This window comes from Streptomyces sp. XH2, assembly GCF_049725035.1.
GTDB classification, from domain to species: domain Bacteria; phylum Actinomycetota; class Actinomycetes; order Streptomycetales; family Streptomycetaceae; genus Streptomyces; species Streptomyces roseoverticillatus.
In genome coordinates this window covers 1-23,422 of sequence record NZ_JBMMMZ010000012.1, presented here as the reverse complement: position 1 = coordinate 23,422, position 23,422 = coordinate 1, and the positions used below count along the sequence as shown (strand labels likewise).

20 protein-coding genes and 1 riboswitch are annotated in these 23,422 nt (G+C 72.4%); of the genes, 12 read left to right on the top strand and 8 right to left on the bottom strand.

Going from position 1 to position 23,422, the window contains the following annotated elements; translation table 11 throughout:
• Nucleotides 1-9: 9 nt before the first annotated feature.
• From ACOTKD_RS24045 to ACOTKD_RS24035, 3 genes are all read right to left on the bottom strand, one after another.
• Nucleotides 10-840, bottom strand: a complete 831-nt coding sequence (locus ACOTKD_RS24045) for a carbohydrate ABC transporter permease (protein WP_424891094.1) — start codon at nucleotides 838-840, stop codon at nucleotides 10-12.
• Nucleotides 837-1,817, bottom strand: coding sequence for a carbohydrate ABC transporter permease (locus ACOTKD_RS24040; protein ID WP_424891093.1), 981 nt, complete (start codon nucleotides 1,815-1,817; stop codon nucleotides 837-839). The genes ACOTKD_RS24045 and ACOTKD_RS24040 overlap by 4 nt, the downstream gene beginning before the upstream one ends.
• 100 nt (nucleotides 1,818-1,917) lie before the next feature.
• On the bottom strand, nucleotides 1,918-3,186 hold the full coding sequence (locus tag ACOTKD_RS24035; RefSeq protein ID WP_424891092.1) for an extracellular solute-binding protein: 1,269 nt from the start codon (nucleotides 3,184-3,186) through the stop codon (nucleotides 1,918-1,920).
• Between the two features lie 241 nt (nucleotides 3,187-3,427).
• Between ACOTKD_RS24035 and ACOTKD_RS24030 the strand changes: the two genes are divergently transcribed.
• The 6 genes from ACOTKD_RS24030 (at nucleotide 3,428) to ACOTKD_RS24005 (ending at nucleotide 10,078) form a co-directional block, all read left to right on the top strand.
• The gene (locus ACOTKD_RS24030) at nucleotides 3,428-4,195 is read left to right on the top strand and encodes a GntR family transcriptional regulator (RefSeq protein WP_424891336.1); all 768 of its coding nucleotides are present in this window, start codon (nucleotides 3,428-3,430) and stop codon (nucleotides 4,193-4,195) included.
• 161 nt (nucleotides 4,196-4,356) lie between these two features.
• Nucleotides 4,357-5,562, top strand: a complete 1,206-nt coding sequence (locus tag ACOTKD_RS24025) for a radical SAM/SPASM domain-containing protein (protein WP_424891091.1) — start codon at nucleotides 4,357-4,359, stop codon at nucleotides 5,560-5,562.
• A 31-nt stretch (nucleotides 5,563-5,593) separates the two neighbouring features.
• A complete protein-coding gene (locus tag ACOTKD_RS24020) occupies nucleotides 5,594-7,264 on the top strand; it encodes a DegT/DnrJ/EryC1/StrS family aminotransferase (RefSeq protein ID WP_424891090.1) in 1,671 nt (556 codons plus the stop codon).
• Complete coding sequence (locus tag ACOTKD_RS24015) at nucleotides 7,261-8,592, top strand: hypothetical protein (protein ID WP_424891089.1); 1,332 nt, start codon at nucleotides 7,261-7,263, stop codon at nucleotides 8,590-8,592. The genes ACOTKD_RS24020 and ACOTKD_RS24015 overlap by 4 nt, the downstream gene beginning before the upstream one ends.
• Nucleotides 8,589-9,719, top strand: coding sequence for a hypothetical protein (locus ACOTKD_RS24010; RefSeq protein WP_424891088.1), 1,131 nt, complete (start codon nucleotides 8,589-8,591; stop codon nucleotides 9,717-9,719). Before ACOTKD_RS24015 ends, ACOTKD_RS24010 begins: the two co-directional genes overlap by 4 nt.
• Nucleotides 9,719-10,078, top strand: coding sequence for a hypothetical protein (locus tag ACOTKD_RS24005; RefSeq protein ID WP_424891087.1), 360 nt, complete (start codon nucleotides 9,719-9,721; stop codon nucleotides 10,076-10,078). The genes ACOTKD_RS24010 and ACOTKD_RS24005 overlap by 1 nt, the downstream gene beginning before the upstream one ends.
• A 42-nt stretch (nucleotides 10,079-10,120) precedes the next feature.
• On the opposite strand, the gene ACOTKD_RS24000 is transcribed toward ACOTKD_RS24005, so the two are convergent.
• The 5 genes from ACOTKD_RS24000 to ACOTKD_RS23980 form a co-directional block, all read right to left on the bottom strand.
• The gene (locus ACOTKD_RS24000; protein ID WP_424891086.1) at nucleotides 10,121-10,906 is read right to left on the bottom strand and encodes a DJ-1/PfpI family protein; all 786 of its coding nucleotides are present in this window, start codon (nucleotides 10,904-10,906) and stop codon (nucleotides 10,121-10,123) included.
• A gap of 77 nt (nucleotides 10,907-10,983) precedes the next feature.
• Nucleotides 10,984-12,486: a SulP family inorganic anion transporter gene (locus ACOTKD_RS23995; protein ID WP_424891085.1), complete on the bottom strand. Its 1,503-nt coding sequence runs from the start codon at nucleotides 12,484-12,486 to the stop codon at nucleotides 10,984-10,986.
• A 56-nt stretch (nucleotides 12,487-12,542) separates the two neighbouring features.
• Entirely contained in the window at nucleotides 12,543-13,151 is a 609-nt protein-coding gene (locus ACOTKD_RS23990) for a carbonic anhydrase (RefSeq protein WP_424891084.1), read from the bottom strand.
• Nucleotides 13,152-13,434: 283 nt separating this feature from the next.
• Nucleotides 13,435-14,337 (bottom strand): Gfo/Idh/MocA family protein, encoded by a 903-nt coding sequence (locus ACOTKD_RS23985; protein ID WP_424891083.1) that lies wholly within the window; start codon nucleotides 14,335-14,337, stop codon nucleotides 13,435-13,437.
• Nucleotides 14,334-15,206 (bottom strand): alcohol dehydrogenase catalytic domain-containing protein, encoded by an 873-nt coding sequence (locus tag ACOTKD_RS23980; RefSeq protein ID WP_424891082.1) that lies wholly within the window; start codon nucleotides 15,204-15,206, stop codon nucleotides 14,334-14,336. The genes ACOTKD_RS23985 and ACOTKD_RS23980 overlap by 4 nt, the downstream gene beginning before the upstream one ends.
• A 165-nt stretch (nucleotides 15,207-15,371) precedes the next feature.
• Here ACOTKD_RS23980 and ACOTKD_RS23975 point away from each other — a divergent pair, with 165 nt between their 5' ends.
• The 6 genes from ACOTKD_RS23975 to ACOTKD_RS23950 all read left to right on the top strand — a co-directional run bounded on the left by ACOTKD_RS23975 (nucleotide 15,372) and on the right by ACOTKD_RS23950 (nucleotide 23,341).
• Nucleotides 15,372-16,916: a glycoside hydrolase family 3 protein gene (locus ACOTKD_RS23975; protein WP_424891081.1), complete on the top strand. Its 1,545-nt coding sequence runs from the start codon at nucleotides 15,372-15,374 to the stop codon at nucleotides 16,914-16,916.
• 124 nt (nucleotides 16,917-17,040) lie between these two features.
• Nucleotides 17,041-17,301 carry a DUF3311 domain-containing protein gene (locus tag ACOTKD_RS23970; RefSeq protein ID WP_424891080.1) on the top strand — a complete coding sequence of 87 codons (261 nt, stop codon included), beginning with the start codon at nucleotides 17,041-17,043 and terminating at the stop codon, nucleotides 17,299-17,301.
• Complete coding sequence (gene mctP, locus ACOTKD_RS23965) at nucleotides 17,298-18,923, top strand: monocarboxylate uptake permease MctP (protein ID WP_424891079.1); 1,626 nt, start codon at nucleotides 17,298-17,300, stop codon at nucleotides 18,921-18,923. Before ACOTKD_RS23970 ends, mctP begins: the two co-directional genes overlap by 4 nt.
• 283 nt (nucleotides 18,924-19,206) lie before the next feature.
• Nucleotides 19,207-19,307: riboswitch (adenosylcobalamin-variant (AdoCbl-variant) riboswitch) on the top strand.
• A gap of 172 nt (nucleotides 19,308-19,479) precedes the next feature.
• Entirely contained in the window at nucleotides 19,480-21,873 is a 2,394-nt protein-coding gene (locus tag ACOTKD_RS23960) for a ribonucleoside-diphosphate reductase subunit alpha (RefSeq protein WP_424891078.1), read from the top strand.
• On the top strand, nucleotides 21,873-22,889 hold the full coding sequence (locus ACOTKD_RS23955) for a ribonucleotide-diphosphate reductase subunit beta (RefSeq protein ID WP_424891077.1): 1,017 nt from the start codon (nucleotides 21,873-21,875) through the stop codon (nucleotides 22,887-22,889). The genes ACOTKD_RS23960 and ACOTKD_RS23955 overlap by 1 nt, the downstream gene beginning before the upstream one ends.
• 86 nt (nucleotides 22,890-22,975) lie before the next feature.
• Nucleotides 22,976-23,341 carry a YciI family protein gene (locus ACOTKD_RS23950; RefSeq protein WP_424891076.1) on the top strand — a complete coding sequence of 122 codons (366 nt, stop codon included), beginning with the start codon at nucleotides 22,976-22,978 and terminating at the stop codon, nucleotides 23,339-23,341.
• The last annotated feature ends 81 nt before the right edge of the window (nucleotides 23,342-23,422 follow it).

Sequence of the window (23,422 nt, the reverse complement as noted above, 5' to 3'; positions counted from 1 at the left end):
GGAGTAGCGCTAACCCTTCACTGCGCCGGAGGTGAGGCCGCCGACTGCCTTGCGCTGGAGGATGACGAAGAGGATCAGGATGGGCACCGCGAAGAGCGAGGAGGCGGCCATGGTGGCGCCCCAGTCGTCGCCGAAGGCCGTGCGGAATCCGGTGAGCCAGACGGGGAGGGTCTGGGCCGAGGCGTCCTTGTTGAGGATCAGGACGTAGGGGAACTCGTTCCAGACGGTGATGAAGCCGAAGAGCGAGGTGGCCATCAGGCCCGGCGCCAGCAGCGGGAAGATCACCCTGACGAACGCCTGGGTGCGGGTACAGCCGTCGACCATCGCGGACTCCTCCAGCTCCTTGGGCACGGCGGCGACGTAGCCGCGCAGCGTCAGGACGGTGAAGGGGAGCACCATGACGGTGTAGATGGCGATCAGCGGCACGAGGCTGTTCAGCATCTCCGCGTCGCGCACGATGATGTAGTACGCGAGGGCCATGACCTCCCAGGGGGCCATCTGCGCCATCATCATCACCAGGATGAAGCCCTTGCGCCCCTTGAACCGCATCCGCGCGACGGCGAACGAGGCGAACAGGGCGATCATCAGCGACAGCGCGACGGCGACGAGGGTGACGGTGAGGGAGTTGCGCACCAGCGTCCAGAAGCCGTCCGCCCGCACCGCCCGCTCGAAGTGCTCGAAGGTGGGGCTGGTGGGGAACCAGACGGGGTCCTCGCTGACGATGTCCTTGTTGGCCTTGAAGGCCGTGCTGAACATCCAGTAGACGGGGAACACGAACGCGACGAAGAGAACGACCGCGGTCGCTCCCGGCCAGATCCGGCCCAGGGTCGATCGCCTCACAGCTCGTCCTCCTCTTGCTTGAGCACCAGGCGCAGGTAGTACGCCGTCAGGGCCAGCAGGATCACGATGGTCAGGATGGAGATGGCGGCGCCCATCCCGAAGTGCTGGCTGCCGAAGCCTTCCTGGAAGGCGTAGACGGGCAGGGTCTCCGTGAGCCGGTCCGGCCCGCCCTCGTTGATCGCGAAGACCTGGGTGAACGACTTGAAGATCCAGATGACTTCGAGGAACGTCGTCGCGAGGAAGAACGGCTTGAGGAAGGGGAAGGTCACCGAGGTGAACTGCTTCCAGGTGCCGGCGCCGTCGAGCGAGGCGGCCTCGTAGAGCTCCTTGGGGATCGTCGTGGTCGCCGCGTAGAGGTTGATGGCCACGAAGGGGACCGACTGCCAGACGAGCAGCACGGTGATCACGAAGAAGGTGGAGAACTGCCCGCTGGTCCAGCTGTAGCCGGCCATGGAGTGCCAGCCGAGCCGGTCCAGGACGTGGTTGACGACGCCGAAGCGCTGGTCGAACAGCCACTGGAAGACGGTGGTCGCGGCGACGACGGGCATCGCCCAGGCCAGGACCAGGCCGAGGGAGAGCATCAGCCGCAGCTTCTTGCCCAGGCGGGCGAGGAGCAGTCCGGTGAAGCTGCCGATCGCCATGATGAGGACGACGTTGGCGGCGGTGAAGGCGACCGAGCGACCGGTGACGCCCCAGAACTCGGAACTGCCGAGCTGCTCGGTGTAGTTGTCGGCGCCGGTCCACTCGGTGAGGTGCTGGATGAGCTGGCGCGGGCCGAGGGTCTGGAACGACAGCAGGGCGCTCTTCAGCAGGGTCCAGCCGAGCAGCAGCACCGTGACGGCGGCGGCGGGGAGGAGCAGCAGGTACGGCACTCCCCCGGCGAGCCGGCGGGGGCCGCGGCGGGGCGGCGGGGCAGTGCCCTTGCCGGTCCGGGAGGCGGGCCCGGCGGCCGTCGCCTCTTCGATCTGCGCTGACATCGTCGTCCGCCTTCTCCCCTGTCGAACGGTATTGCGTTGGTGCGCGTCTTTGCGCGGCCGGGCGGGGGCCGTCTCCCACGGCCCCCACCCGGCCGTCGGGTCACTGCTTCTGGCTGAGGCGCTTGTTGACGTCCGCCTCGACCTGCTTGGCGGCTTCCTCGGGGGACTTGCCGTTCAAAACGGCCGTCATGTACGCCTTGATCGGGTTGGGGGCGTTCTCCACCGCGGCCCACTCGGGGATCAGCGGGGTGGTGCCGCCGCCCTTGGCGGCGGGGGCCGCGGCCTCGGCGGCGGCGTTGCCCTTCAGGCTGCCCAGCAGGGAGTCCTTGTTGGGGATCGAGCCGACCTCCTTGGCCAGCGCGGCCTCGTTCTTGTCGGACAGCGCGATCTTCAGGAACTCCTTGGCGAGGTCCTGCTTCTTGCTGCCGGCGGAGACGGCGAGGTTGGAGCCGCCGAGGAAGACGCCCTCGGGCTTGTCGGCGCTCTCACCGGGGATGGTGAAGTAGCCGAGGTCCTTCTCAATGGCCGGGTTGGCCTTGATGGCGGTGGCCGCTTCCCAGCCCATGCCGATGAAGGCGCCGGTCCTGCCCTTGGCGAAGACGTCGGCCTGCTGCGGGGTGGCCTCGTCCTTGTCCTTAGGGGCCTTGCTGAAGGCCTGGTACTGCTTGTAGACGTCCATGGCCTTGGCGACCTTGGGGTCACCGAGGTTGGACACCCACTTCTTGCCGTCCTTCTTCACCAGGTCCGCGCCGGTGCCGATGGTCAGGCCGTCGAAGAAGTACCAGTTCTGGCCGGGCAGGTAGAGCGGCTCGGCCTCGCCCTTCTTCTGGATGGCCTCCAGGGCCTTGAAGAAGTCGGCGCGGGTCTTCGGGACGTCGGTGACGCCCGCGTCCGCCCACACCTTCTTGTTGTAGATGACGACGCGGTTCGCGGCGTACCACGGGGCGGCGTACTGCTTGCCCTCGAAGACGGCGGGCTTGTTGAGCGAGTCGGTCCAGTCGGCGCCGATCTCCTTCTTCAGGTCGCCGAGCTCGGAGAGGCCGCCGGTCTGCGCGTAGGAGGGGGTCTGGGTGTTGCCGACCTCGACGACGTCGGGCGGGCTGGACTCGGAGAGCGCCGTGGTCAGCTTCTGCTGGATGCCGTCCCACTTCTGGACCTGGACGTTGAGCTTGACGCCGGTCTTCTGTTCGAACTCGGCCTGGACCGTCTTCGTCCAGCCCGGAGGGTTGGAGCCGTCCATGAACCAGACGGTCAGGCTCTTGTCCTTGGCGCTGTCGCCCGATCCCTTGTCACTGTCGCTGGACCCACAGGCAGCAACACTCACCAACATGGCCGCGACACCCGTCGCCGCTATGAGCCCTCGCTTCACAGCACTCTCCTCAAGGACCGAATGTGGTCTTTAATGGTTTAGACCAGTGCCCGCAGCTTGGCCTAGACCTTTTGGGGTGTCAAGGGTGTATAAGAGTCGCTGTCGGCTCCGTTACCGGACCGACACCTCGAGGTCGACCTGGGCGTCTCCGGGCCCCTCGGGCTCTGCCCGTGCCACCATGTGACCGCGACAGACGGAGGAGCCGGTGACAGCAGCAGGATCGGAGTCGGGAAGGCAGGCCATGGCGACCGAGGGCGGTACGGCCGAGGGCGGCAGCGCGTCGGGCGGCGCGCGGACCGCGCGCGTTCCCAAGTACTACCGCCTGAAACGCCATCTGCTGGACATGACCGAAACCATGCCCCCCGGCACGCCCGTACCGCCGGAGCGCACCCTGGCCGCGGAGTTCGACACCTCCCGCACGACCGTCCGCCAGGCCCTCCAGGAGCTGGTCGTGGAGGGCCGTCTGGAGCGCATCCAGGGCAAGGGGACGTTCGTCGCGAAGCCCAAGGTCTCGCAGGCGCTGCAACTGACCTCCTACACGGAGGACATGCGCGCCCAGGGCCTGGAGCCGACCTCCCAGCTCCTGGACATCGGCTACGTCACGGCCGACGACCGGCTCGCCAAGCTGCTGGACATCGCGACGGGCGGCCGCGTCCTGCGCATCGAGCGGCTGCGGCTGGCCAGCGGCGAGCCGATGGCCATCGAGACGACGCACCTGTCGGCGAAGAGGTTCCCGGCCCTGCGGCGCAGCCTCGTGAAGTACACCTCGCTCTACACCGCGCTGGCCGAGGTCTACGACGTCCGCCTCGCGGAGGCGGAGGAGACGATCGAGACGTCCCTGGCCACGCCGCGCGAGGCGGGGCTGCTGGGCACGGACGTGGGCCTGCCGATGCTGATGCTCTCCCGCCATTCGCTGGACGCGCAGGGGGAGCCGGTGGAGTGGGTGCGGTCGGTGTACCGCGGGGACCGCTACAAGTTCGTGGCGCGGCTGCAGAGGCCGGCGGAGTAGCAGCCCGGCACCCGGGCCCCGGCTGGGGGTCCGGGGGTCATCCCCCGGGACAACACAGCGGCGGCGGCGCGGGTCTAGACCTATTGACGGTCGTCACGGCGGCTCCTAGTGTCACCCGCGCCGAACCTCTGGCCTTGCGAGAGCCATGCGAGAGGAACCCCATGAACGACACCGCACCCGTGCGGAGTTACGAAGCGGCCGCCCCCGTCAACCGCCCCGGACTACCCGTGGTCAGCCTCGACCGGGCGCACTCACCGCAGAAGGTCCTCGCGCACGGCGAACTGCTCCGCCGCTTCGTGGGCGGCGGGGAGATCCGGCCCGTCCACATGCGCATTGGCATCATGGGCGCCTGCAATATGCGGTGCGATTTCTGTAATTTCCACTCCCCCGACGAGGAACGGTTCTACGACCTCTTCCCGTTCAAGGACGTCATCTCCACGGAGAACGCGGTTTCCCTGTTACGGGAATTCGCCGCCAACGAGGGCCGCGCGGTCACGTTCTGCGGCAGCGGCGACTGCACGATCCACCCCGGCTATCCGGCGGTCTGCGACGCCGGGCACGAGGCGGGCCTGCGGATCGGTCTGATCACCAACGGCTCCCGGCTGGGGCGGCCCGCGACGGCCGAGTGCGTGGCCAGCACGCACACGTGGGTGCGGATCGGTCTGAACGCGGGCACGGAGGCCACCTTCGCGGAGATCACCCGCGACCGCGAGCACACCTTCGCCTCCTTCCTGGACAACGTCGGCCGGCTGCGGCAGTCGGCGATCGACCCCGACTTCCGCATCGGCTTCAACTACGTGATCACCGAGCGGAACCACCGCGAGATCGTGGCCGCCGCGCGCGTCGCCCGGGAGGCCGGGGCCCACTACGTCCGCTTCGAGCCCGAGTTCTACACGGCGCTGGGCCACAGGACGATCGAGCCGGTGATGGCCGAGGTCACGGCCGCCCTGACGGAGGCGGCGGGGCTGGCCGCCCCGGGCTTCGAGGTCTCCGTGCCCAAGCTCGACCGCGGCCCGATGGACCGGGTGGAGGCCGTGGAGGGCGACTTCGACCGCTGTCACTACAGCCGCTTCGTGACCGCCGTCGGCGCGGACGGGCACCTCTACCCCTGTCCGCAGGTCCACCTCAACAGCCGCTACCGCATCGGCAACGTGATCGAGGACGGGTACGCGGGCGTGCTGGAGGGCGGGCCGCGAGCGGAGTGGGAGGCGTCCGACCCGCTCCGGACGGACCTGTGCAAGTCCTGCTTCTACCGGCCGCAGAACGAGCTCCTGGAGCTCCTGCGGAGCGGACAGGTCAAACTTGACGACGCCCTCGGCGCGTACGCGCTGGAGGTGCCCTCCACCCTGCACGCCGACTTCGTCTGACGACGTACCCCCGCGTACTGCGAAGGGCTCCATGCAGATCCATCGTTTGCGTCAACTTCTCTCCGTCGAGCGCGTACTGGGGCCTGCCCCGGGACCAGCCGCCGGAACGGCCGGAGCCGCCGCGTCCGCCGACTGGTCGCGGCGCGTGCGGGCCGTCGTGGAGCGGCTCGCGCGGGCCGGGTCCAGCACCTTGGTGGCGACCGCGGACGGCCCTCCGGAGGAGAGTGACGGTTTTGTACGGGAGCGGCTGCTGTTCGACAGCCCGGCCCGGGGCGGGTTCCGGGCCGCGGTCCTCGCCCCCGCCGGCACCGGCCCGCTGCCCGCCGTGCTCGTCCTCGGCGGCAGGAACGCCCGGCTGGACCAGCTGACCGGTGCCGAGCCGCCCGACCACCCCGACCGTGACGTCGCCGCGCACCTCGCCCGCGCGGGCTTCCTCACGCTCGCCCTCGACCCCGGCATCGACGGCGGGCTGGATCCGGACCGGCTCGCCGGGCGAGACGGGGGCATCGTCCTCGCGCACGCCTTCGCCCTGCGCGGCCACTCACTGCTGGGCGCCCTCCTGGGCGACGCCCTCGCCGCCCTGGAGTGGCTGCGCGGCCACCCCCGGGCCGCGCCCGGCCGCACGGGGCTGTTCGGGCACAGCCTCGGCGTGGCCGTCGCCCTGCACACGGCGCTGCTCGCGCCGGAGCCGCCGCCGGTCTGCGCGGCGGGCCACCTCGGCAGCTACCCCGCCCTGTTCGCACGGCTGCTGACCGGCTTCGAGGGCGCCGTCCTGCCGGGCATCCTGGACGCCGCCGGGCGCACCGTCCTCACCCCGGTCAACACCTTCTTCGCGACGGCGGCGGCCGCCGTACGGGCCGGGGCGCGGGTGCGCTTCGTGGACGTCGAGCTCGACGGCCTGGGCATGGACCCCGGGGCGCTGCGGCGGGCCCTGGACGGGGAGCGGGACGTCGCCGCCGTCGTGCCCGTCCACATCGGCGGCGGCGTCTCGCCCGCGCTGGAGACACTGCTGGAGGAGTGCCGCGAGCACGGCGTCCCGGTGCTGGAGGACGCCGCGCACGCCTTCGGCAGCACGCTGGACGGGCGGGCGGCGGGACCCTTCGGCCGGTTCGGGGCGTTCTCGTTCTTCCCGACGAAGGCCGCCACCAGCGGCGAGGGCGGCCTGCTGACCGGCGCGCGCGCCGGCGACCTGGCGGCCGCGCGGCTCTGGCGCGACCACGGCCGCTCCCCCACGGATCCGGGGCGGCACGACCGGCCCGGCGGGAACTGGCGGATGGGCGAACCGGCCGCGGCCGTCGGCACGGTCGGCCTGGAGCGCTTCGGCACGGCGCTGGCCGCGCGCCGCGCCGCGGCCGCCCGCTACGACGGACTCCTGGCGGGCATGGGCGGTCTGCGGCCGTTCCCGGTCCCGAAGGCGTCGGGCAGCAACTTCTACAAGTACCTCGCGTATCTGGGCGACGGCGTCGACCGGGCCGCGCTCAAGGCGCGCCTGCGCGAGCGGCACGGCGTCGCCCTGGCCGGGGAGGTCTACGACACGCTGCTGTGCGACCAGCCGTTCTTCCGGGGACCTGCGGACGCGCCCGGGGCCTTCCCCCGGGCGCGCTGGTTCGCCGGGCGGCACGTGGCCCTGCCGCTGTACCCGTCGCTGACGGAGGCCGAGCAGTTCCGGGTCGCGGCGGCGCTGCGGAGCGAGCTGAGATGACGGGGGTGATCCGTACGCGCCGGAGCGTGGTGCAGGCCTTCCGCCGGGGCTCCTGGCGGCCCTCCCTGGACACCGTCGCGCTCCCGGGCCGCTCCGGGCTCTCCCTGTCCCTCGTTCCGGAGGCCGTGGCGGCCGCGTACCGGCGCCGGTACGAGCCGCCCGCCGGGAGCTTCCCGCCGGCCGCACGGCGCAAGCTGATCGACACCGCACTCGGCCTCTTCGACCGCGGCACGGTGACCGTCGGCGGGCTGGGCGAGCAGAGCGCGGCGGACTTCCGTACGGCGCTGTGGGAGACCGCCGGCGTGCCGGCGGCGCTGACCGACCGCTGGTGCGGACTCCTGCGCGGGGCTTCCGCGCGTCCCGTGGAGGAGCCCGACGGTGCGCCGGCCCTGGTGTCCCTGCCCGGCAACACGTTCACCTGCCTGGAGTCGGTGCTCGCCGAGGCCGCCCGCAGCGCGGCGGTGCGGGTCCGGCCCAGCCGCCGGGAGCCCCTGTCCTCGGCGCGCCTGGTCGCCGCCCTGCTGGAGGCGGGCTGGCCGCCGGAGCGGCTCGTCCTCTGCCCCACGGAGCGGGCCGCCCTGCGCATCCTCGTGGGCCTGACGGACCGGCAGACCGTCTACGGGGGCGCCGGGCCGACGGCGTCCGTACGGGCCTCGGACCGGCTGCACGTGCGCGGTCCGGGGCGCGGGTGTGCGCTCGTCCCGCCCGGCACGGACCCGGCGGAGGCGGTGGACCGGCTGCTGCCGCTGGTGGCGGGCGACGGGGGCAGGTTCTGCAGCAACGTCCGCACGGTGGTGTGCGTGGAGGAACCGACCAGTACGGAGGAACCAGCCGGTACCGAGGAACCAGCCGGTACGGAGGAACCAGCCGTCCTGGAGGCGTCGCCCGCCGCGGAGGGACGGCCCGGCACGGGACGGCGCGCGGCCGAGGGCCCGGGGTCCGCTGCGGCACTCGCCCTCGCAGTCGCCCGGCACCTCGCCGACGCCCTCGACGCCCTCCGCGCCGAGCCCGTGGACGACCGGCTGCCGCTCGCGGCCTTCCGCGTGCCCGGCGAGGCCGGGCAGTGCGCGCGGCGGCTGCGCGAGGGGCTGGGGCCGGGCGACCGGATGCTCACGCGGCGGTCTCCGGCCGCACGCGGCGCCGACGGCGCGGAGTACGCGCTGCCCGCGCTCGCCCTGCTGGGGCCGGGAGCGGGTCCCGGCCACCCGCTGGTCGGCCGGGAGGCGCCGTTCCCCTTCGCCGCGGTGCCGGCCGCGTCGCCCGCCGGGGCCGCGGCCGTCGCCGGGACGTCGTCGTTCATCCACCGGCCGCGGGGAGGCGCGCTGTGACCGGAGTCCTCTTCGAGGCGATGTGCGACCGGGTGCCGGAGCTGCGGACCGGCCTGGACGAGTGGACCCGGCGGATGATGCGCTGGCACTTCTCCCCCGCGACCGGTTCGCCGTTCTGGCTCGGCCGCCGCGCGGGCCTGGGCTTCGACCCGCTGTACGACGTCGGCGGCTTCGCCGACCTGAAGCTCTTCGGCCTGTTCGACAAGGAGGAGCTGCGCCGGGCGAGCGCCCGGGACCTGCTGCCGCGCGGCTACCGCGGCCGGCCGTTCCGGGTGTTCGAGACGGGCGGGACCACGGGGCCGCCGTGCCGGGTGGTCAACGTCTCCCGGATGGACGCCGACGTGCGGATCTACCGCACGCTGCTGGAGGCGCGCGGGGTCGCGGGCGGGGACGTCCTGGCGATGACGCCGGGCGGGCCGCACGCGTACGGCCACTTCGTGGAGGGCCTGGCCGACAGCTGGCACGGCGCGGTCTTCGCCGTGGACTTCGACCCGCGCTGGGTCAAGGCCGAGTTGCGCGCCCGCGGCGAGGCGGACGCGTACACGGCCCACCTCGTCGCCCAGACCGAGACCTTGCTGACCGCCGAGCGGCCCACGCTGCTGTTCACCACGTCACGGCTGCTGCTCGCGCTCGCCGTGCGGCTGCCGGAGCCGCTGAGCGCCTACGGGCTGCGCGCCGTGTGCACGGGCGGCACGTCGTGCACGCCCGCCGAGGCGGAGTATCTGCGCGAGGAGCAGCTGCAGGGGATGGAGTGGATCGACACGTACGGCAACACGCTCGTCGGCCACGCCCTGCAGGCCGAGCCGGTGGGCTCGTCGTCGCGCTCGTACCACCTTCCCCCGCCGTTCGCCGTGCTGACGGTGACCGATCCGGCCGACCCGTGGCGCGAGGTGGCGGTGGGCGAGCGCGGGCGGGTGCGGGCCACGACGCTCCTGGAGGACCTGTTCCTGCCGAACCTCCTGGAGCGGGACAGCGCGGTGCGGACCGGGCCGCACCCGTGGTTCCCGTGGGACGGCGTGACGGACGTCAGGCCGTGGCGGGGCGCGAAAGAAGGAGAAGGGGGAGAAGAGGGAGACGCGGAAGAGGGGCCGGAGGGGCGGGGCGACGAGGTCGAAGGCGTCTACTGATGCCGGTCGTCTCCTCCCAGGGCCTGCCCCTCGACCTGTCCGACCGCACCCTGTTCGCCCCGGGGCCGATGCGGGACGGCGCGCACCTGCTCGGCCGCCCGGACGGGGCGCGGGAGCGGCTGGCGGCGGAGGGGTGCCTGTATCTGCGGGGCGTGCTGGACCGGGCCGAGGTCCTGCGGCTGCGCGAGGCGTACTTCGCGGCGGGCGACGTCACCGCCCACCTGCCGCGCATCGTCCACGCGTCCCTCGACACGCGGACGCCGGCGATGCGGCTGTCCGTGGACGTACGGTTCGTCCGGCGCGGCGACCGGGCAAATCCGCGCCGGCTGCGGGACCGGGCAGGGGACGACGGTTTTTGACGGCGCCTCAGGCGTCCGGGGTTCCTCAGCCGCTCAAGCCCCTCAGAGGGACGCGTCGTTCAGCAGCTTCAGCGCCAGCCGCTTCGTGCGCTCGTCCGCCTTCTCCGCATTGCCGCTGTCGAACGGCGGGGCCGGGTCGTACTCCACCCCGAGCTGCACCGCCCGCGCCACGTCGTCGCCCGCGAGGCGGGAGGCGAGGTGGAGGCCCATGTCGATGCCGGCCGAGACGCCCGCCGCCGTGATGATCTTCCCGTGTTCGACGAAGCGCTGCCGCGTCCACACGGCCCCGGTCTCCTCCAGGAGCGGGCGCGCCGCCCAGTGCGTGGTCGCCGGGACCCCGCGCAGCAGCCCGGCCGCGCCGAGGATCAGGGAGCCGGTGCAGACCGACGTGGTCCACACCGACCCGCGGTCGATGCGGCGGATCCAGCGCTGGACGGCGGCGTCGGCGCCGGCCGCGGACTGGCCGCGGGGGCCGCCGCCCGGGATCAGCAGGACGTCGGCGGCGGGCACCTCCGCCAGGGTGCGCTCGGCGACGACGCTCAGCTCTCCCGTGTCCGTGCGCACCGGGCCGGCCTGCCGGACGCCCACGGTCACGACACGGACCCCGGGCACCCGGCACAGCACCTCGTACGGGCCGATGGCGTCGAGCGCGGTGAACCCGTCGTAGAGCAGGATCGCCACGACGCGGTCGCCGGCCCGCGGCGCGTCATCCCCGGCGGCCGGCCGCGCGTGGGCCGGCGCCGCGGCCCCGGCGGCGGCCACTCCCAGCGCGCCGGCCACCGCCGTGCCCAGCACACCGCGCCGACTGGGTCCCGTACTCGTCCGCATGTGTCAACTCCCCCATGACCGCGGGCCGTCCGCGCGGTCGCGCGGACGGGATCAGCATGCGGGGTCCGACACTTCCGTCACAATGACGAGATTCCCACCTTTTCCGCCATCGGTCTCAGGAGCACCGGTTCCGTCCCGGCGTCGTGGTGCCGCTCCGCCCAGTTCTCCAGGGCCGTGCGGCACGCGTGGTCCAGGTGCCGGAGGCCGGTCAGGTCCAGCTCGATGGCCTTGTCCTTGGGGAGGGACTCCAGGGTTTCCAGGATCCTGGGCAGCCGCAGGAACGTCGCGTTGCCGGTCACCGTCACGACGAGCCTGCCGCCGGTCAGCTCACGGGTGGCGACCTGGGCGTGCGAGGTCTCCCACGCCGCCTTCACGACGGCGAGCAGCAGGCCGAACACCACGCCCTCGAACATGTTGGTCGCGACGATCGCCACGGCCGTGGCGCCGAGGACGACGGCCTCGCCGCGGTGCTCCCGCCACAGCGGGCCGAGCTCCTTGACGGGGACGAGCTTGCAGCCCGCGTGGACGAGGACGCCCGCGAGGGCGGCCAGCGGGATGACGCCGATCGCGGCCGGCAGCAGCACCGCGAAGAGCAGCAGCCACAGGCCGTGCAGGATGCGGGAGAGCGATGTGCGCGCCCCCGCCTGGACGTTGGCGGCGCTGTGGACGATCACCGCGGTCATGGGCAGGGCGCCGAGCACGCCGCACACCGTGTTGCCCACGCCCTGGGCCATCAGCTCCTTGTCGTAGTCGGTGCGGGGGCCGTCGTGCATGCGGTCGACGGCCGCCGCGCTGAACAGGCTCTCCGCCGAGGCGATGAGCGCGAAGGCGAGCACCGTGCCGAGGGCCGCCACACTGGCGAGCGCACCCAGGTCGTCCGGGCCGGGCGGGCGGACGGCGTCGGCGAGCCCCTGCACCTCCACGTGGGCCACGTCCAGGCCCGCCGCGGCGGTCACCGCCGTGGCCAGCGCGACCGCCGCGAGGGGCGCCGGGACGGCCCGGGCCTTCGCCGGGAGCCGCTTCCACAGCACCAGGACGGCGATGGTGCCGGCGCCGACCGCGAAGGCGGTCAGCGCCGCGCGGTCGGTGGCGATGCCGGACAGCAGGCCCGGCAGGCCGGCGATCTTCGCCGGGCCGGAGCCGGGGGCCTTGCGCCCGGCCATGGTGTAGAGCTGGCCGAGGAGCAGGACGAGCCCGATGCCGGTGAGCATGCCCTGGACGACCGCGACGGAGATGGCGCGGAACCACCGTCCGAAGCGCAGGGCGCCGAGGGCGAGTTGCACCAGACCGGTGACCAGGACGAGCGCGCCGAGGGCGCCGAGCCCGAACTGCCGGACGGCTTCGAAGACGAGCACCGTCAGGCCGGCGGCGGGGCCGCTGACCTGGAGGGTGCTGCCGGGCAGGGCGCCCACGACCAGGCCGCCGACGATGCCGGTGATCAGGCCGAGTTCGGCGGGCACCCCGGAGGCGACGGCGACGCCCACGCACAGGGGCAGGGCCACCAGGAAGACGACGAGGGAGGCGAGCACCTCGCGCCGCAGCGCCGTGGCGTCTTTGAGGGTTCTGAGGGTTGCGTGCATGGCGGTTGAGGGTTCTTCCTCGGGGAGCGGTCGGGGATCGTGGGTCGCGGGCCGCGTCACAGGGGCCCGAACGGCGCTCGGCCGCCGCGCTCGGGGCGGTGCGCGCTGACGGCCCCGGTGTGCACTTCGTAGTACCAGGCGTGGAGGGACAGGGTGCCCTCGTTCAGGCGCTCCCGGACGCAGGGGTAGGCGCGCAGCCGCTCCAACTGGGCCACGGCATGCTGCTGTACGGGCCCGGCGAGGTCCGCGGGCGCGTCCGGCGCGGCTCCCCGCACGGGGCCCGGCACGGCGTGGTCGAGCCAGCCCCGTACGGCCGGGGCGGCGGAGAGGTCGTCGCCCCGCACGAGCGCGCTCACCGCGCCGCAGTGGGAGTGGCCGCACACGACGATGTCGCGGACGCCCAGCACGCGCACCGCGTATTCGATGGTGGCCGTTTCCCCCGAGGGGTGTCCGCTGCGGTACTCGGGGACGATGTTGCCCGCGGTGCGCAGCTCGAAGAGCTCGCCCGGGCGGGCGCCGGTGATGAGGGAGGGTATGACGCGGGAGTCGGAGCAGGTGACGAAGAGGACGTCGGGGCTCTGGCCGGATTCGAAGGCCCGGAAGGCGTCCGCGTGTTCCGCGACGTGCGTGGCGAACGAACGGGCGTTGTCGATGAGTGTCTGCATGTTGGTCTGCCTCCTGCGCCCTCGCCGCTTGCGCGGGGCGCGGTGTGGTCGGATCAAGCATTCGGTCAGGCGTTGAGGCCGGGCATGCCGTGCACATCGAGTCTGCACGGCAGCCGCGACATTCAATTTACCCGCACATTACCTACGTGTGACAGCTTAAATTTTTCGCAAATACCGGACTGACCGGGTCACTTGGGGCGGGAAGGGGCGCAGCTCACGGGTTTCCCGGGCAGCACTGCTTTACCCGTTCCGGAACCGTGCTCGAATTATTACGGAATCCGTACTACTGATTCCGGAACCGTGCGGCCCAGCAGGCCGTCGTCATGACGTCGTCCACGAGCACGGCGTCCGCCACCGGGCAGACGGGCGCCCTTCCCTCCCGCACCGCCGCCGTGAAGTCGGCGATCAGCGGTACGTGCGGCTCGGGGGCGAGCCCCGCGTCCAGCGGGTCCAGCGTCAGGAAGCGGCCTGCTGCGGCGACCTCGATCCGGTCCCGCTCGGCCCCGCCGGCCCAGGCGAACCGGCACTCCGCCGACGTGCCCGAGGCCCAGCCCAGCGTCACGTGGGCACGCCGCTCGGCCCCCGCGGGGAACCTGCGGCCGAACCGCGCGCCCACCCGCACCGGCGGCCCCAGCACCGACAGCAGCAGGTCCAGGCGGTGGCTGCCCGCGTCGGCGAGCACGCCGCCGCCCGCCACGGCCGGGTCGGTGCGCCAGTACTCGGGGTCGTCCGGGGCCGGGTCGAAGGGGGTGCAGAAGGTGAGCTGCACGTGCGCGGGCGCGCCCGCCGCGAGCGCCTCGCGCAGCCGCCGCGCCGCGGGCCCCAGCCTGCGGTAGTACGCCGCGCCGGCGCACAGCCCCGCCGCGGCCGCCGCCTCCGCCAGCGCGCCCCCGCCGCCGAGCGCGCCCGCCAGCGGCTTCTCGACCAGGACGTGGCAGCCGGATCGCAGCGCGTGGAGCGCGACGGGCACGTGGGCGACGACGGGCGTCGCCACGTAGACCGCGTCGGCCGTCGTCAGCCGGCCGGGGTCGTCGCCGCCCGCGGGCACGCCGGACTCCGCGGCCGTACGGGCGGCGCGGCCCGCGTCCCGGCCCCAGACGTAGACCGGCTCCTCGCCCAGGGCGCGCAGGGCCGGCAGCACGCGGCGCCGCACGACGTCGCCGTAGCCGGCGACCGCCCACCTCACGGCCGGACCGCCACCTTGAGGACCCTCGGCGGTGGCCCGGCGTACGGGGCGCGCTCGCCGTCCGGGTGGAGGGAGCGGCTGGCCGACAGCAGGCGGACGGCACGGGGCAGTTCGGCCAGGGGCAGGACGTGGGTGAGGGGCTCGTCGAGGTGCAGGCGGTCGGTGCGGTCGGCGGCCAGGCGTTCGGCGACGGCCATGGCCTCCGCGCGGGCGACGTCGTGGGGCTCGGCCGAACTGTGCACGCGCAGGCCCTTCCTCTCCCAGGTCACCAGGTCGACGCCGGCCCGGGTGTCGATGTGGTGGGTGCCCAGCAGGACGACGAGGCCGTGCCGGCGCACCAGCCTGACGGTCAGGTGCGAGGCCCCGCGCGCGGCCGCCGCCAGGAGCGCCATCAGTCCGACCGGCCCCTGCCCCACGATCGCCACGCGGTCGCCGAGGCGGACGCCGCGCGTGGCGTGCACGGCCAGCGGCAGCAGCTGCAGGATGGCGCCCTGCTCGAAGGGGACGTGATCGGGGAGCGCGCCCACGCAGACTTCCCGGGCGAGGGCGTATTCGGCGTATCCGGTGGTCAGGGGCGTGCGGACGAAGACGCGCCGCCCGGTGGCGAACCGGGTGACGCCGGGGCCGGTGCCCGCGACCGTGCCGGAGATCTCGTGCCCGAAGCAGCCCCGCGCGCAGTGCTCGCGCAGCCCGTAGTAGTGGTAGTAGACGAGGTCGCTGCGGTTGCAGACGGTGCAGGCGGCGACGCGGACGAGGACTTCGCCGGGCCCGGGGACCGGCACGGGCACGTCGTCGGATAACCGGATCTCGCGGCGGCCCACGAGTTCGTAGCGGCGCAAGGCGATCCCCTTTGCGATAGCGGAGTTCACATCGGGAGTGCACATCGGGAGTTCACACGGAGATCTTCAACTCACCACAAACGGAAGGGCATCGCAACAGTTCAGAAGCCTCGGCCCGCCCTTGACACCCCTATTGGTACAGTCCAATATCGCGACTGTCCGGGCAATGCGGCATCGCACCAGGAGGTACCAGCCATGCGCTCCCACGGTCGCGGCGGCCGGCTCGGCCGGCTGTCCCACGCGGTGCTCCAGCCCGGCTTCGAGGGCACCACGGCGCCGGACTGGGTGCGCCGCAGGATCGCCGAGGACGGACTCGCGTCCGTCGTCCTCTTCGGCCGCAACATCGCCGCCCCGGAACAGGTCGCCCGCCTCACCGCGCAACTCCGCTCCGAGAACCCCGACTTGATCATCGCGATCGACGAGGAGGCCGGGGACGTCACCCGCCTGGAGGCCTGGACGGGCGCGTCCCGCCCCGGGAACCTGGCGCTCGGCGCGGTCGACGACACCGGGCTGACGGAGTCCGTCGCCCGCGACATCGGCCACGAGCTCCACGCGGCCGGCGTGTCCCTGAACTACGCGCCCAGCGCCGACGTCAACTCCAACCCGCGCAACCCGACCATCGGCGTGCGGTCGTTCGGCGCCGGTACGGACCTGGTCGCGCGGCACACCGCGGCGTGGGTGCGCGGCCTGCAGTCCGCGGGCGTCGCGGCGTGCGCCAAGCACTTCCCCGGGCACGGCGACACCGCCGTCGACTCCCACCTCGGCCTGCCGCGCGTCACCGCCTCCGCCGAGGAGCTCGCCGCGACCGCCCTGCCACCCTTCGCCGCGGCCGTCGAGGCCGGCGCCAGGGTGGTGATGACCGGCCACCTCCTCGTCCCCGCGCTCGACCCGGAGCTGCCGGCCACCCTGAGCCCCCGCATCCTGGTGGACCTCCTGCGCGGGCAGCTGGGCTTCACCGGCCTGGTCGTCACCGACGGCATCGAGATGAAGGCGGTCACGGCGCCCTACGGGATCGACGGCGCGAGCGTGCGGGCCGTGGCGGGAGGGGCGGACGCGGTGTGCGTCGGCGGGGAGCACGCGGCCGAGGAGGACACCGAGCTGCTGACCGCCGCGCTGGCCGCGGCCGTCCGGGACGGCGTCCTGCCGGAGGAGCGGCTGGCCGCGGCGGCCGGCCGGGTCGCGGAGTTCGCCGCCTGGTCCGGGGAGCGCTTCCGGGCGCACGCGGCGGAGCGGGCGGACGCCCCGGCCGGGGCCTCCGGCATCGGGCTCGTCGCCGCCCGCCGCGCCATGCGGGTCGTGGGCGGCGCGGACGGCGCCCTGCCGCTGCCGGCCGACCCGCACGTCGCCGAGTTCGCCCCGGCCTCGACGCTGGCCATCGACCGGCGGACCCCGTGGGGCGTGGCGGCCCCGCTGCGCGAACTGCGGCCCGGCGCCACCTCCGTACGCCTCACCCAGGACGAACTCACCACGGACGCGGGCGTCCTGGAGCGCGAGGTGCTCGCCCCCGCAACCGGAAGGCCGCTCGTCGCCGTGGTGCGCGACGCCGCCCGCCACCCGTGGATGGCCGCCGCTCTCGACCGGCTGCTGGGCGCGCGGCCCGACGCCGTCGTGGTCGAGATGGGCGTCCCCGGGACGAGCTCGCCGGGCGCCGTGCACCTCGCGACGCACGGGGCGACCCGCGTCTCGGGACAGGCGGCGGCGGAACTCCTCGCGGGGAAACCCCACTTCTCCGGCTCGTGACGTCTCCGGTACCGGTACTCGTGACGTTGCCATACCGATATGCGGACGGGGGGTGACGCGCGGCCGACCCTCGCCTAGATTTCCTGCGCATCACGCAGTGATCACACAGGGGGGAGTCACCACCATGACGGAACCACCGGAGGGCGGCAGCAGGAGGGCGGTCGTCACCGCGCCCCTGGCCGTGGCGGGACTGTGCCTGGCGCTCCCTTTCGCCGCGATGCTGTGGGTCGGCTCCTACGCCCGGACCGGGCCCGCCTTCATCGGCATCCCGTTCTTCTACTGGTACCAGATGCTGTGGGTGCCGGTCTCGACGCTGCTCACCGTCGTCGCGTACGTGATCGTGCGGCGCCACGAGCGCGCCCGCAAGGAGGGTGAGCAGCGATGAAGGACGGCGTGAACGGCGTGGCGCTCGCCGTCTTCATCTTCTTCTTCCTGGCCGTGACGGTCATGGGCTTCATGGCCTCGAAGTGGCGGCGCGCCGAGAATGCGGACAACCTCGACGAGTGGGGTCTGGGCGGCCGGTCCTTCGGCACCTGGATCACGTGGTTCCTGCTCGGCGGCGACCTCTATACGGCCTACACCTTCGTGGCCGTCCCGGCGGCGATCTACGCGGGCGGCGCGGCCGGCTTCTTCGCGGTCCCGTACACGATCCTCTGCTACCCCCTGGTCTTCACGTTCCTGCCCCGCCTGTGGTCGGTGGCGCACAAGCACGGCTACGTGACGTCGTCGGACTTCGTGCGCGGCCGGTTCGGCTCCAAGGGGCTCTCGCTCGCCCTCGCGCTCACCGGCATCCTCGCGACGATGCCGTACATCGCGCTGCAGCTCGTCGGCATCCAGGCGGTGCTGGACGTGCTGGGCGTGGGCGGCGGCTCGAACTGGTTCATGAAGGACCTGCCGCTGCTCATCGCGTTCGGCGTGCTCGCGGCGTACACGTACTCCTCGGGGCTGCGGGCGCCCGCGCTGATCGCCTTCGTCAAGGACGCGCTGATCTACATCGTGATCATCGTGGCGATCGTCTACATCCCCATCAAGCTGGGCGGTTTCGACCACATCTTCGCCAAGGCGGGCGAAGCGTTCGCGGTGAAGAACCCGGAGACGGGCAAGCCGCGCGGCGCGCTGGTGAGCGGCCCCGACGCGCAGTGGGCGTACGCGACGCTCGCGCTCGGCTCGGCGATGGCGCTCTTCCTCTACCCGCACTCGGTGACGGCCGTTCTCTCCGGCAAATCCCGCAACGTCATCCGCCGCAACACGACGATCCTGCCGCTGTACTCCCTGATGCTGGGCCTGCTCGCGATGCTCGGCTTCATGGCCATCGCCGCGGGCATCAAGGTGAAGAACGGCCAGCTCGCGATCCCCCAGCTGTTCGAGGACATGTTCCCGGACTGGTTCACGGGAGTGGCCTTCGCGGCGATCGGGATCGGCGCCCTGGTGCCGGCCGCGATCATGTCGATCGCCGCCGCGAACCTTTTCACCCGCAACATCTACAAGGACTTCATCAGGCCGGACGCCTCGCCCGCGCACGAGGCGAAGGTCTCCAAGCTCGCCTCGCTGCTGGTGAAGGTCGGCGCTCTCGTCTTCGTCCTCACCATGGACAAGACGGTCGCCATCAACTTCCAGCTGCTCGGTGGCATCTGGATCCTCCAGACGGTCCCGGCGCTCGTGGGCGGGCTCTTCACCCGCTGGTTCCACCGCTGGGCCCTGCTGGCCGGCTGGGCGGCGGGAATGGTCTACGGCACCTGGAAGGCGTACGACACGCCGAGCGCCACGCAGGATCATTTCGGAAATACCAATCTCATCCCCCTTATCGGAGAAAAGGGCTATATCGGGCTCACGGCCTTCGTGCTCAATGTGATCGTCGTCATCGTCCTGACCGTCGTCCTGAAGGCGTTCGGCGCGCCGGAGGGCGTGGACGAGACCACGGCCGCCGACTACACCGCGGACGCGGGCGACCCGGGGGTCCAGCCGGAGCTCCCGCCGGCCACCGCGGGGGTCCCCGGCGGGCACTAGGACGACCGCCGGCAGGCTTCCCGGCCCGCGGGGCCGACCGGGCCGCCACGCCCCTCCCAGGGGGCGTGGCGGCCCTTTGCCGCGCCTCGCGCCCGAGGCCCGGGCCCGGCCCGCGAAGGACCCGCGAACGGCCCGCAGAGGGCCCCGGAACGGCCTGCGCGTGACCTGCGAACCCACCCTCAACACCGGGGCCTGATAACACATTCCGACCCATGCGCTTACCGCGCGACACAACATGTGGGGGCGCGTACGAGGGGCGGCACTAGATGTATGCTCGTCCTCGCTGTCGTCGCAGGGGAATCCGGTGAAAATCCGGAACTGTCCCGCAACGGTGCATGTATGCCGTTAAGCCGCGCATGCAGGAGTCCGAGTACCTGCCGGCAGCCGCCCTCCACCGAGCCTGCCCTGGGCTCGGCTATGGGCGTTGAATTCGTCCGGGCCTCGCGGGTTGGGCCGGCGGACGCCTACGAGGCATGCCCTGCGCATCAGGCATGCCCGTACGCGGCCCGTCGAGCTCTCCCCGCCGGCCCACCCAGCCGAGCGAGGGAGAGCCTCAGTGACCATCGCGCCCGCCGATCCGGTCTCAGCGACTGCGGAAGAAGCGACCGGCGGCCCCGGGACCGCGCTGCTGCGCACCCTGACCGACCTCACCGCCGACCTTCCCGCCACCGACCCGGGCAAGGTCGCCGCCGCCGCGCTGCGGGGCCGGAGCGCCACCTCGGACGAGGCCGAGCTCCGCTCCCTCGCCACCGAGGCCGCCGCGGGTCTGATCGCCGAGGAGCCCGAGTACTCCCGCCTCGCCGCGCGCCTGCTCACGCGCGCGATCGCCGACGAGGCCGCCGGCCAGGGCGCCACCTCCTTCTCGGCCTCGGTCGCCGTCGGCCACAAGGAAGGCCTGATCGCGGACGAGACCGCCGCGTTCGTCGCCGCCCACGCCGCGCACCTGGACGCGCTCGTCGAGAAGGCCCTCGCCGACGGCGCCGACGACCGCTTCGGCTACTTCGGCCTGCGCACCCTGCACAGCCGCTACCTGCTGCGCCACCCGATCCACCGCGACGTGATCGAGACCCCGCAGCACTTCCTGCTGCGCGTGGCCTGCGGCCTGGCCGAGGACCACTCCGAGCGCGCCCTCGCCGACGTCGCCGAGCTGTACGGCCTGACGAGCTCCCTCTCGTACCTGCCGTCCTCCCCGACGCTCTTCAACTCCGGCACCCGCCACCCGCAGATGTCGTCCTGCTACCTGCTGGACTCCCCGCTGGACGAGCTGGACTCGATCTACGACCGCTACCACCAGGTGGCCCGGCTGTCGAAGCACGCCGGCGGCATCGGCCTGTCGTACTCGCGCATCCGCTCCCGCGGCTCGCTGATCCGCGGCACCAACGGCCACTCCAACGGCATCGTGCCGTTCCTGCGCACCCTCGACGCCTCCGTCGCCGCGGTCAACCAGGGCGGCCGCCGCAAGGGCGCCGCGTGCGTCTACCTGGAGACCTGGCACGCCGACATCGAGGAGTTCCTGGAGCTCCGCGACAACACCGGCGAAGAGGCCCGCCGCACCCACAACCTCAACATCGCGCACTGGATCCCGGACGAGTTCATGCGCCGCGTCGAGGCCGACGCCGACTGGTCGCTGTTCTCCCCGGCCGACACGCCCGACCTGGTCGACCTCTACGGCGACGAGTTCGACGCCGCCTACCGCGCCTACGAGGCCGCCGGCAAGGCCGTCAAGACCATCCCGGCGCGCGTGCTCTACGCCCGCATGATGCGCACCCTCGCGCAGACCGGCAACGGCTGGATGACGTTCAAGGACGCCGCCAACCGCACCGCCAACCAGACGGCCGAGAAGGGCGCGGTCGTCCACTCCTCGAACCTCTGCACCGAGATCCTCGAGGTCACGGACGACGGCGAGACCGCGGTCTGCAACCTGGGCTCCGTCAACCTCGCCCAGCACCTCGGTGCCGACGGCGAGATGGACTGGGAGAAGCTCGACCGCACGGTCCGCACGGCCGTCACCTTCCTCGACCGTGTCGTGGACATCAACTTCTACCCGACCGAGCAGGCCGGCAGCTCCAACAGCCGCTGGCGCCCGGTGGGCCTGGGCCTGATGGGCCTGCAGGACGTCTTCTTCCGCCTGCGCCTGCCCTTCGACTCGGCCGAGGCGAAGGCCCTCTCCACCAAGATCTCCGAGCGGATCATGCTCGCGGCGTACGAGGCCTCCGCCGACCTCGCCGAGCGCAACGGCCCGCACCCGGCCTGGGCCGCGACCCGCACCGCCCGCGGCGTGCTGCACCCGGACCACTACCCCAACGCCGTCGCCGCGTGGGAGGACCGCTGGGAGGCGCTGCGCGCCCGCATCGCCGAGGTCGGCATGCGCAACTCGCTGCTGCTCGCCATCGCCCCCACGGCGACCATCGCCTCCATCGCGGGCGTGTACGAGTGCATCGAGCCGCAGGTCTCCAACCTCTTCAAGCGCGAGACGCTCTCCGGTGAGTTCCTGCAGGTCAACACCTACCTGGTGGAGGACCTCAAGCAGCTCGGCGTGTGGGACCGCGCCACCCGCGAGGCCATGACCGAGGCCAACGGCTCGATCCAGGACATGAAGTGGATCCCGCAGGAGGTGCGCGACCTCTACCGCACCGCCTGGGAGATCCCGCAGCGCGCCCTGATCGACATGGCCGCGGCCCGTACGCCGTACCTGGACCAGAGCCAGTCGCTGAACCTCTTCATGGCCTCGCCCACCATCGGCAAGCTCAGCTCGATGTACGCGTACGCCTGGAAGCAGGGCATCAAGACGACGTACTACCTGCGTTCGCGCCCGGCGACCCGGATCGCCCGCGCGGCGTCCGGTGGTGCCGCCGCTCCCGCCACCATCCCCGTGCAGCAGGCCGCGCCCGACGCGGACGCCATCGCCTGCTCCCTTGAGAACCCCGAGTCCTGCGAGGCCTGCCAGTAATGTCCACCGAACGCCAGAAGAACCTTCTTGACCCGGGCTTCGAGCTGACCCTGCGCCCCATGCGGTACCCGGACTTCTACGACCGCTACCGCGACGCGATCAAGAACACCTGGACCGTCGAGGAGGTCGACCTCCACTCGGACGTCGCCGACCTCGCCAAGCTGTCCCCGGGCGAGCAGCACATGATCGGCCGCCTCGTCGCGTTCTTCGCGACCGGCGACTCGATCGTGGCGAACAACCTCGTGCTGACGCTGTACAAGCACATCAACTCGCCCGAGGCGCGCCTGTACCTGTCGCGGCAGCTGTTCGAGGAGGCCGTGCACGTCCAGTTCTATCTGACGCTGCTCGACACCTACCTGCCCGACCCGGAGGAGCGCGCGGCCGCGTTCGACGCGGTGGAGAACATCCCCTCCATCCGCGACAAGGCGCAGTTCTGCTTCAAGTGGATCAACGAGGTCGAGAAGCTGGAGAGCCTGCAGACGAAGGCCGACCGCCGTCGCTTCCTGCTCAACCTCATCTGCTTCGCCGCGTGCATCGAGGGCCTGTTCTTCTACGGCGCCTTCGCCTACGTGTACTGGTTCCGCAGCCGCGGCCTGCTGCACGGCCTCGCGACCGGCACCAACTGGGTGTTCCGCGACGAGTCCATGCACATGGACTTCGCGTTCTCCGTCGTGGACACCGTCCGCGAGGAGGAGCCCGACCTGTTCGACGACGAGCTCCAGCAGCAGGTCACGGACATGCTGAAGGAGGCCGTCGAGTGCGAGCTGCAGTTCGCCCGCGACCTGTGCGGTGACGGCCTGCCGGGCATGAACACCGAGTCCATGCGCGAGTACCTGCAGTGCGTCGCCGACCAGCGCCTGCAGCGCCTGGGCATCGCCCCGGTGTTCGGCTCGGAGAACCCGTTCTCCTTCATGGAGCTGCAGAACGTCCAGGAGCTGACCAACTTCTTCGAGCGCCGCGCGTCCGCGTACCAGGTGGCGGTCGAGGGCACGGTCGCCTTCGACGACGAGTTCTGATCCTCGCGGGTTAAATCCGCGCGTACGCGGCATCGCGTGTCTCCGGTCCGGGAACCCAGTGGTTCCGGACGGACGGGAGGCACGCGATGCCGCGTTTCATGATGATCGTCAAGGCGAGCGAGGACTCCGAGGCCGGCGTGCTGCCGACCGCGGAGGCGCTCGCCGAGATGGGCGCCTACAACGACCGGTTGCAGAAGGCCGGAGTGATGCTCGCGGGCGAGGGGCTGCGCGCCAGTTCCGAGGGCGCGCGCGTGACGTACTCGCACGGCCCGCCCGTCGTCACGGAGGGGCCCTTCGGGGGCGAGGCGAGGAATCTGGTCGCCGGCTTCTGGATCATCCGGGCCGATTCCCTGGACGAGGCCCTGGAGTGGGCCCGGAGCATTCCCTTCCGGGAGGGCGAGGTCGAAGTGCGCCGGGTCTTCGAGGCCTCCGACTTCCCGGGCGGCTCCTAGGACACGCGTGTGGCGGGCGCCCCCCTGGGGGCGCCCGCCCCACGTGCTGCGTCGTGCGCGAGGTCACTCGTTCGCGACGAC

What these genes read in the sequence shown, in the direction of transcription:
- ACOTKD_RS24015 (WP_424891089.1), top strand. Translation starts at nt 7,261, where the DNA reads ATGACGGGGGTGATCCGTACGCGCCGGAGCGTGGTGCAGGCCTTCCGC.
- ACOTKD_RS24040 (WP_424891093.1), bottom strand. Translation starts at nt 1,817, where the DNA reads ATGTCAGCGCAGATCGAAGAGGCGACGGCCGCCGGGCCCGCCTCCCGG.
- ACOTKD_RS24005 (WP_424891087.1), top strand. Translation starts at nt 9,719, where the DNA reads ATGCCGGTCGTCTCCTCCCAGGGCCTGCCCCTCGACCTGTCCGACCGC.
- ACOTKD_RS23995 (WP_424891085.1), bottom strand. Translation starts at nt 12,486, where the DNA reads ATGCACGCAACCCTCAGAACCCTCAAAGACGCCACGGCGCTGCGGCGC.
- ACOTKD_RS24030 (WP_424891336.1), top strand. Translation starts at nt 3,428, where the DNA reads ATGGCGACCGAGGGCGGTACGGCCGAGGGCGGCAGCGCGTCGGGCGGC.
- ACOTKD_RS23950 (WP_424891076.1), top strand. Translation starts at nt 22,976, where the DNA reads ATGCCGCGTTTCATGATGATCGTCAAGGCGAGCGAGGACTCCGAGGCC.
- ACOTKD_RS24020 (WP_424891090.1), top strand. Translation starts at nt 5,594, where the DNA reads ATGCAGATCCATCGTTTGCGTCAACTTCTCTCCGTCGAGCGCGTACTG.
- ACOTKD_RS23955 (WP_424891077.1), top strand. Translation starts at nt 21,873, where the DNA reads ATGTCCACCGAACGCCAGAAGAACCTTCTTGACCCGGGCTTCGAGCTG.
- ACOTKD_RS24000 (WP_424891086.1), bottom strand. Translation starts at nt 10,906, where the DNA reads ATGCGGACGAGTACGGGACCCAGTCGGCGCGGTGTGCTGGGCACGGCG.
- ACOTKD_RS23990 (WP_424891084.1), bottom strand. Translation starts at nt 13,151, where the DNA reads ATGCAGACACTCATCGACAACGCCCGTTCGTTCGCCACGCACGTCGCG.
- ACOTKD_RS23975 (WP_424891081.1), top strand. Translation starts at nt 15,372, where the DNA reads ATGCGCTCCCACGGTCGCGGCGGCCGGCTCGGCCGGCTGTCCCACGCG.
- mctP (WP_424891079.1), top strand. Translation starts at nt 17,298, where the DNA reads ATGAAGGACGGCGTGAACGGCGTGGCGCTCGCCGTCTTCATCTTCTTC.
- ACOTKD_RS23970 (WP_424891080.1), top strand. Translation starts at nt 17,041, where the DNA reads ATGACGGAACCACCGGAGGGCGGCAGCAGGAGGGCGGTCGTCACCGCG.
- ACOTKD_RS24025 (WP_424891091.1), top strand. Translation starts at nt 4,357, where the DNA reads ATGAACGACACCGCACCCGTGCGGAGTTACGAAGCGGCCGCCCCCGTC.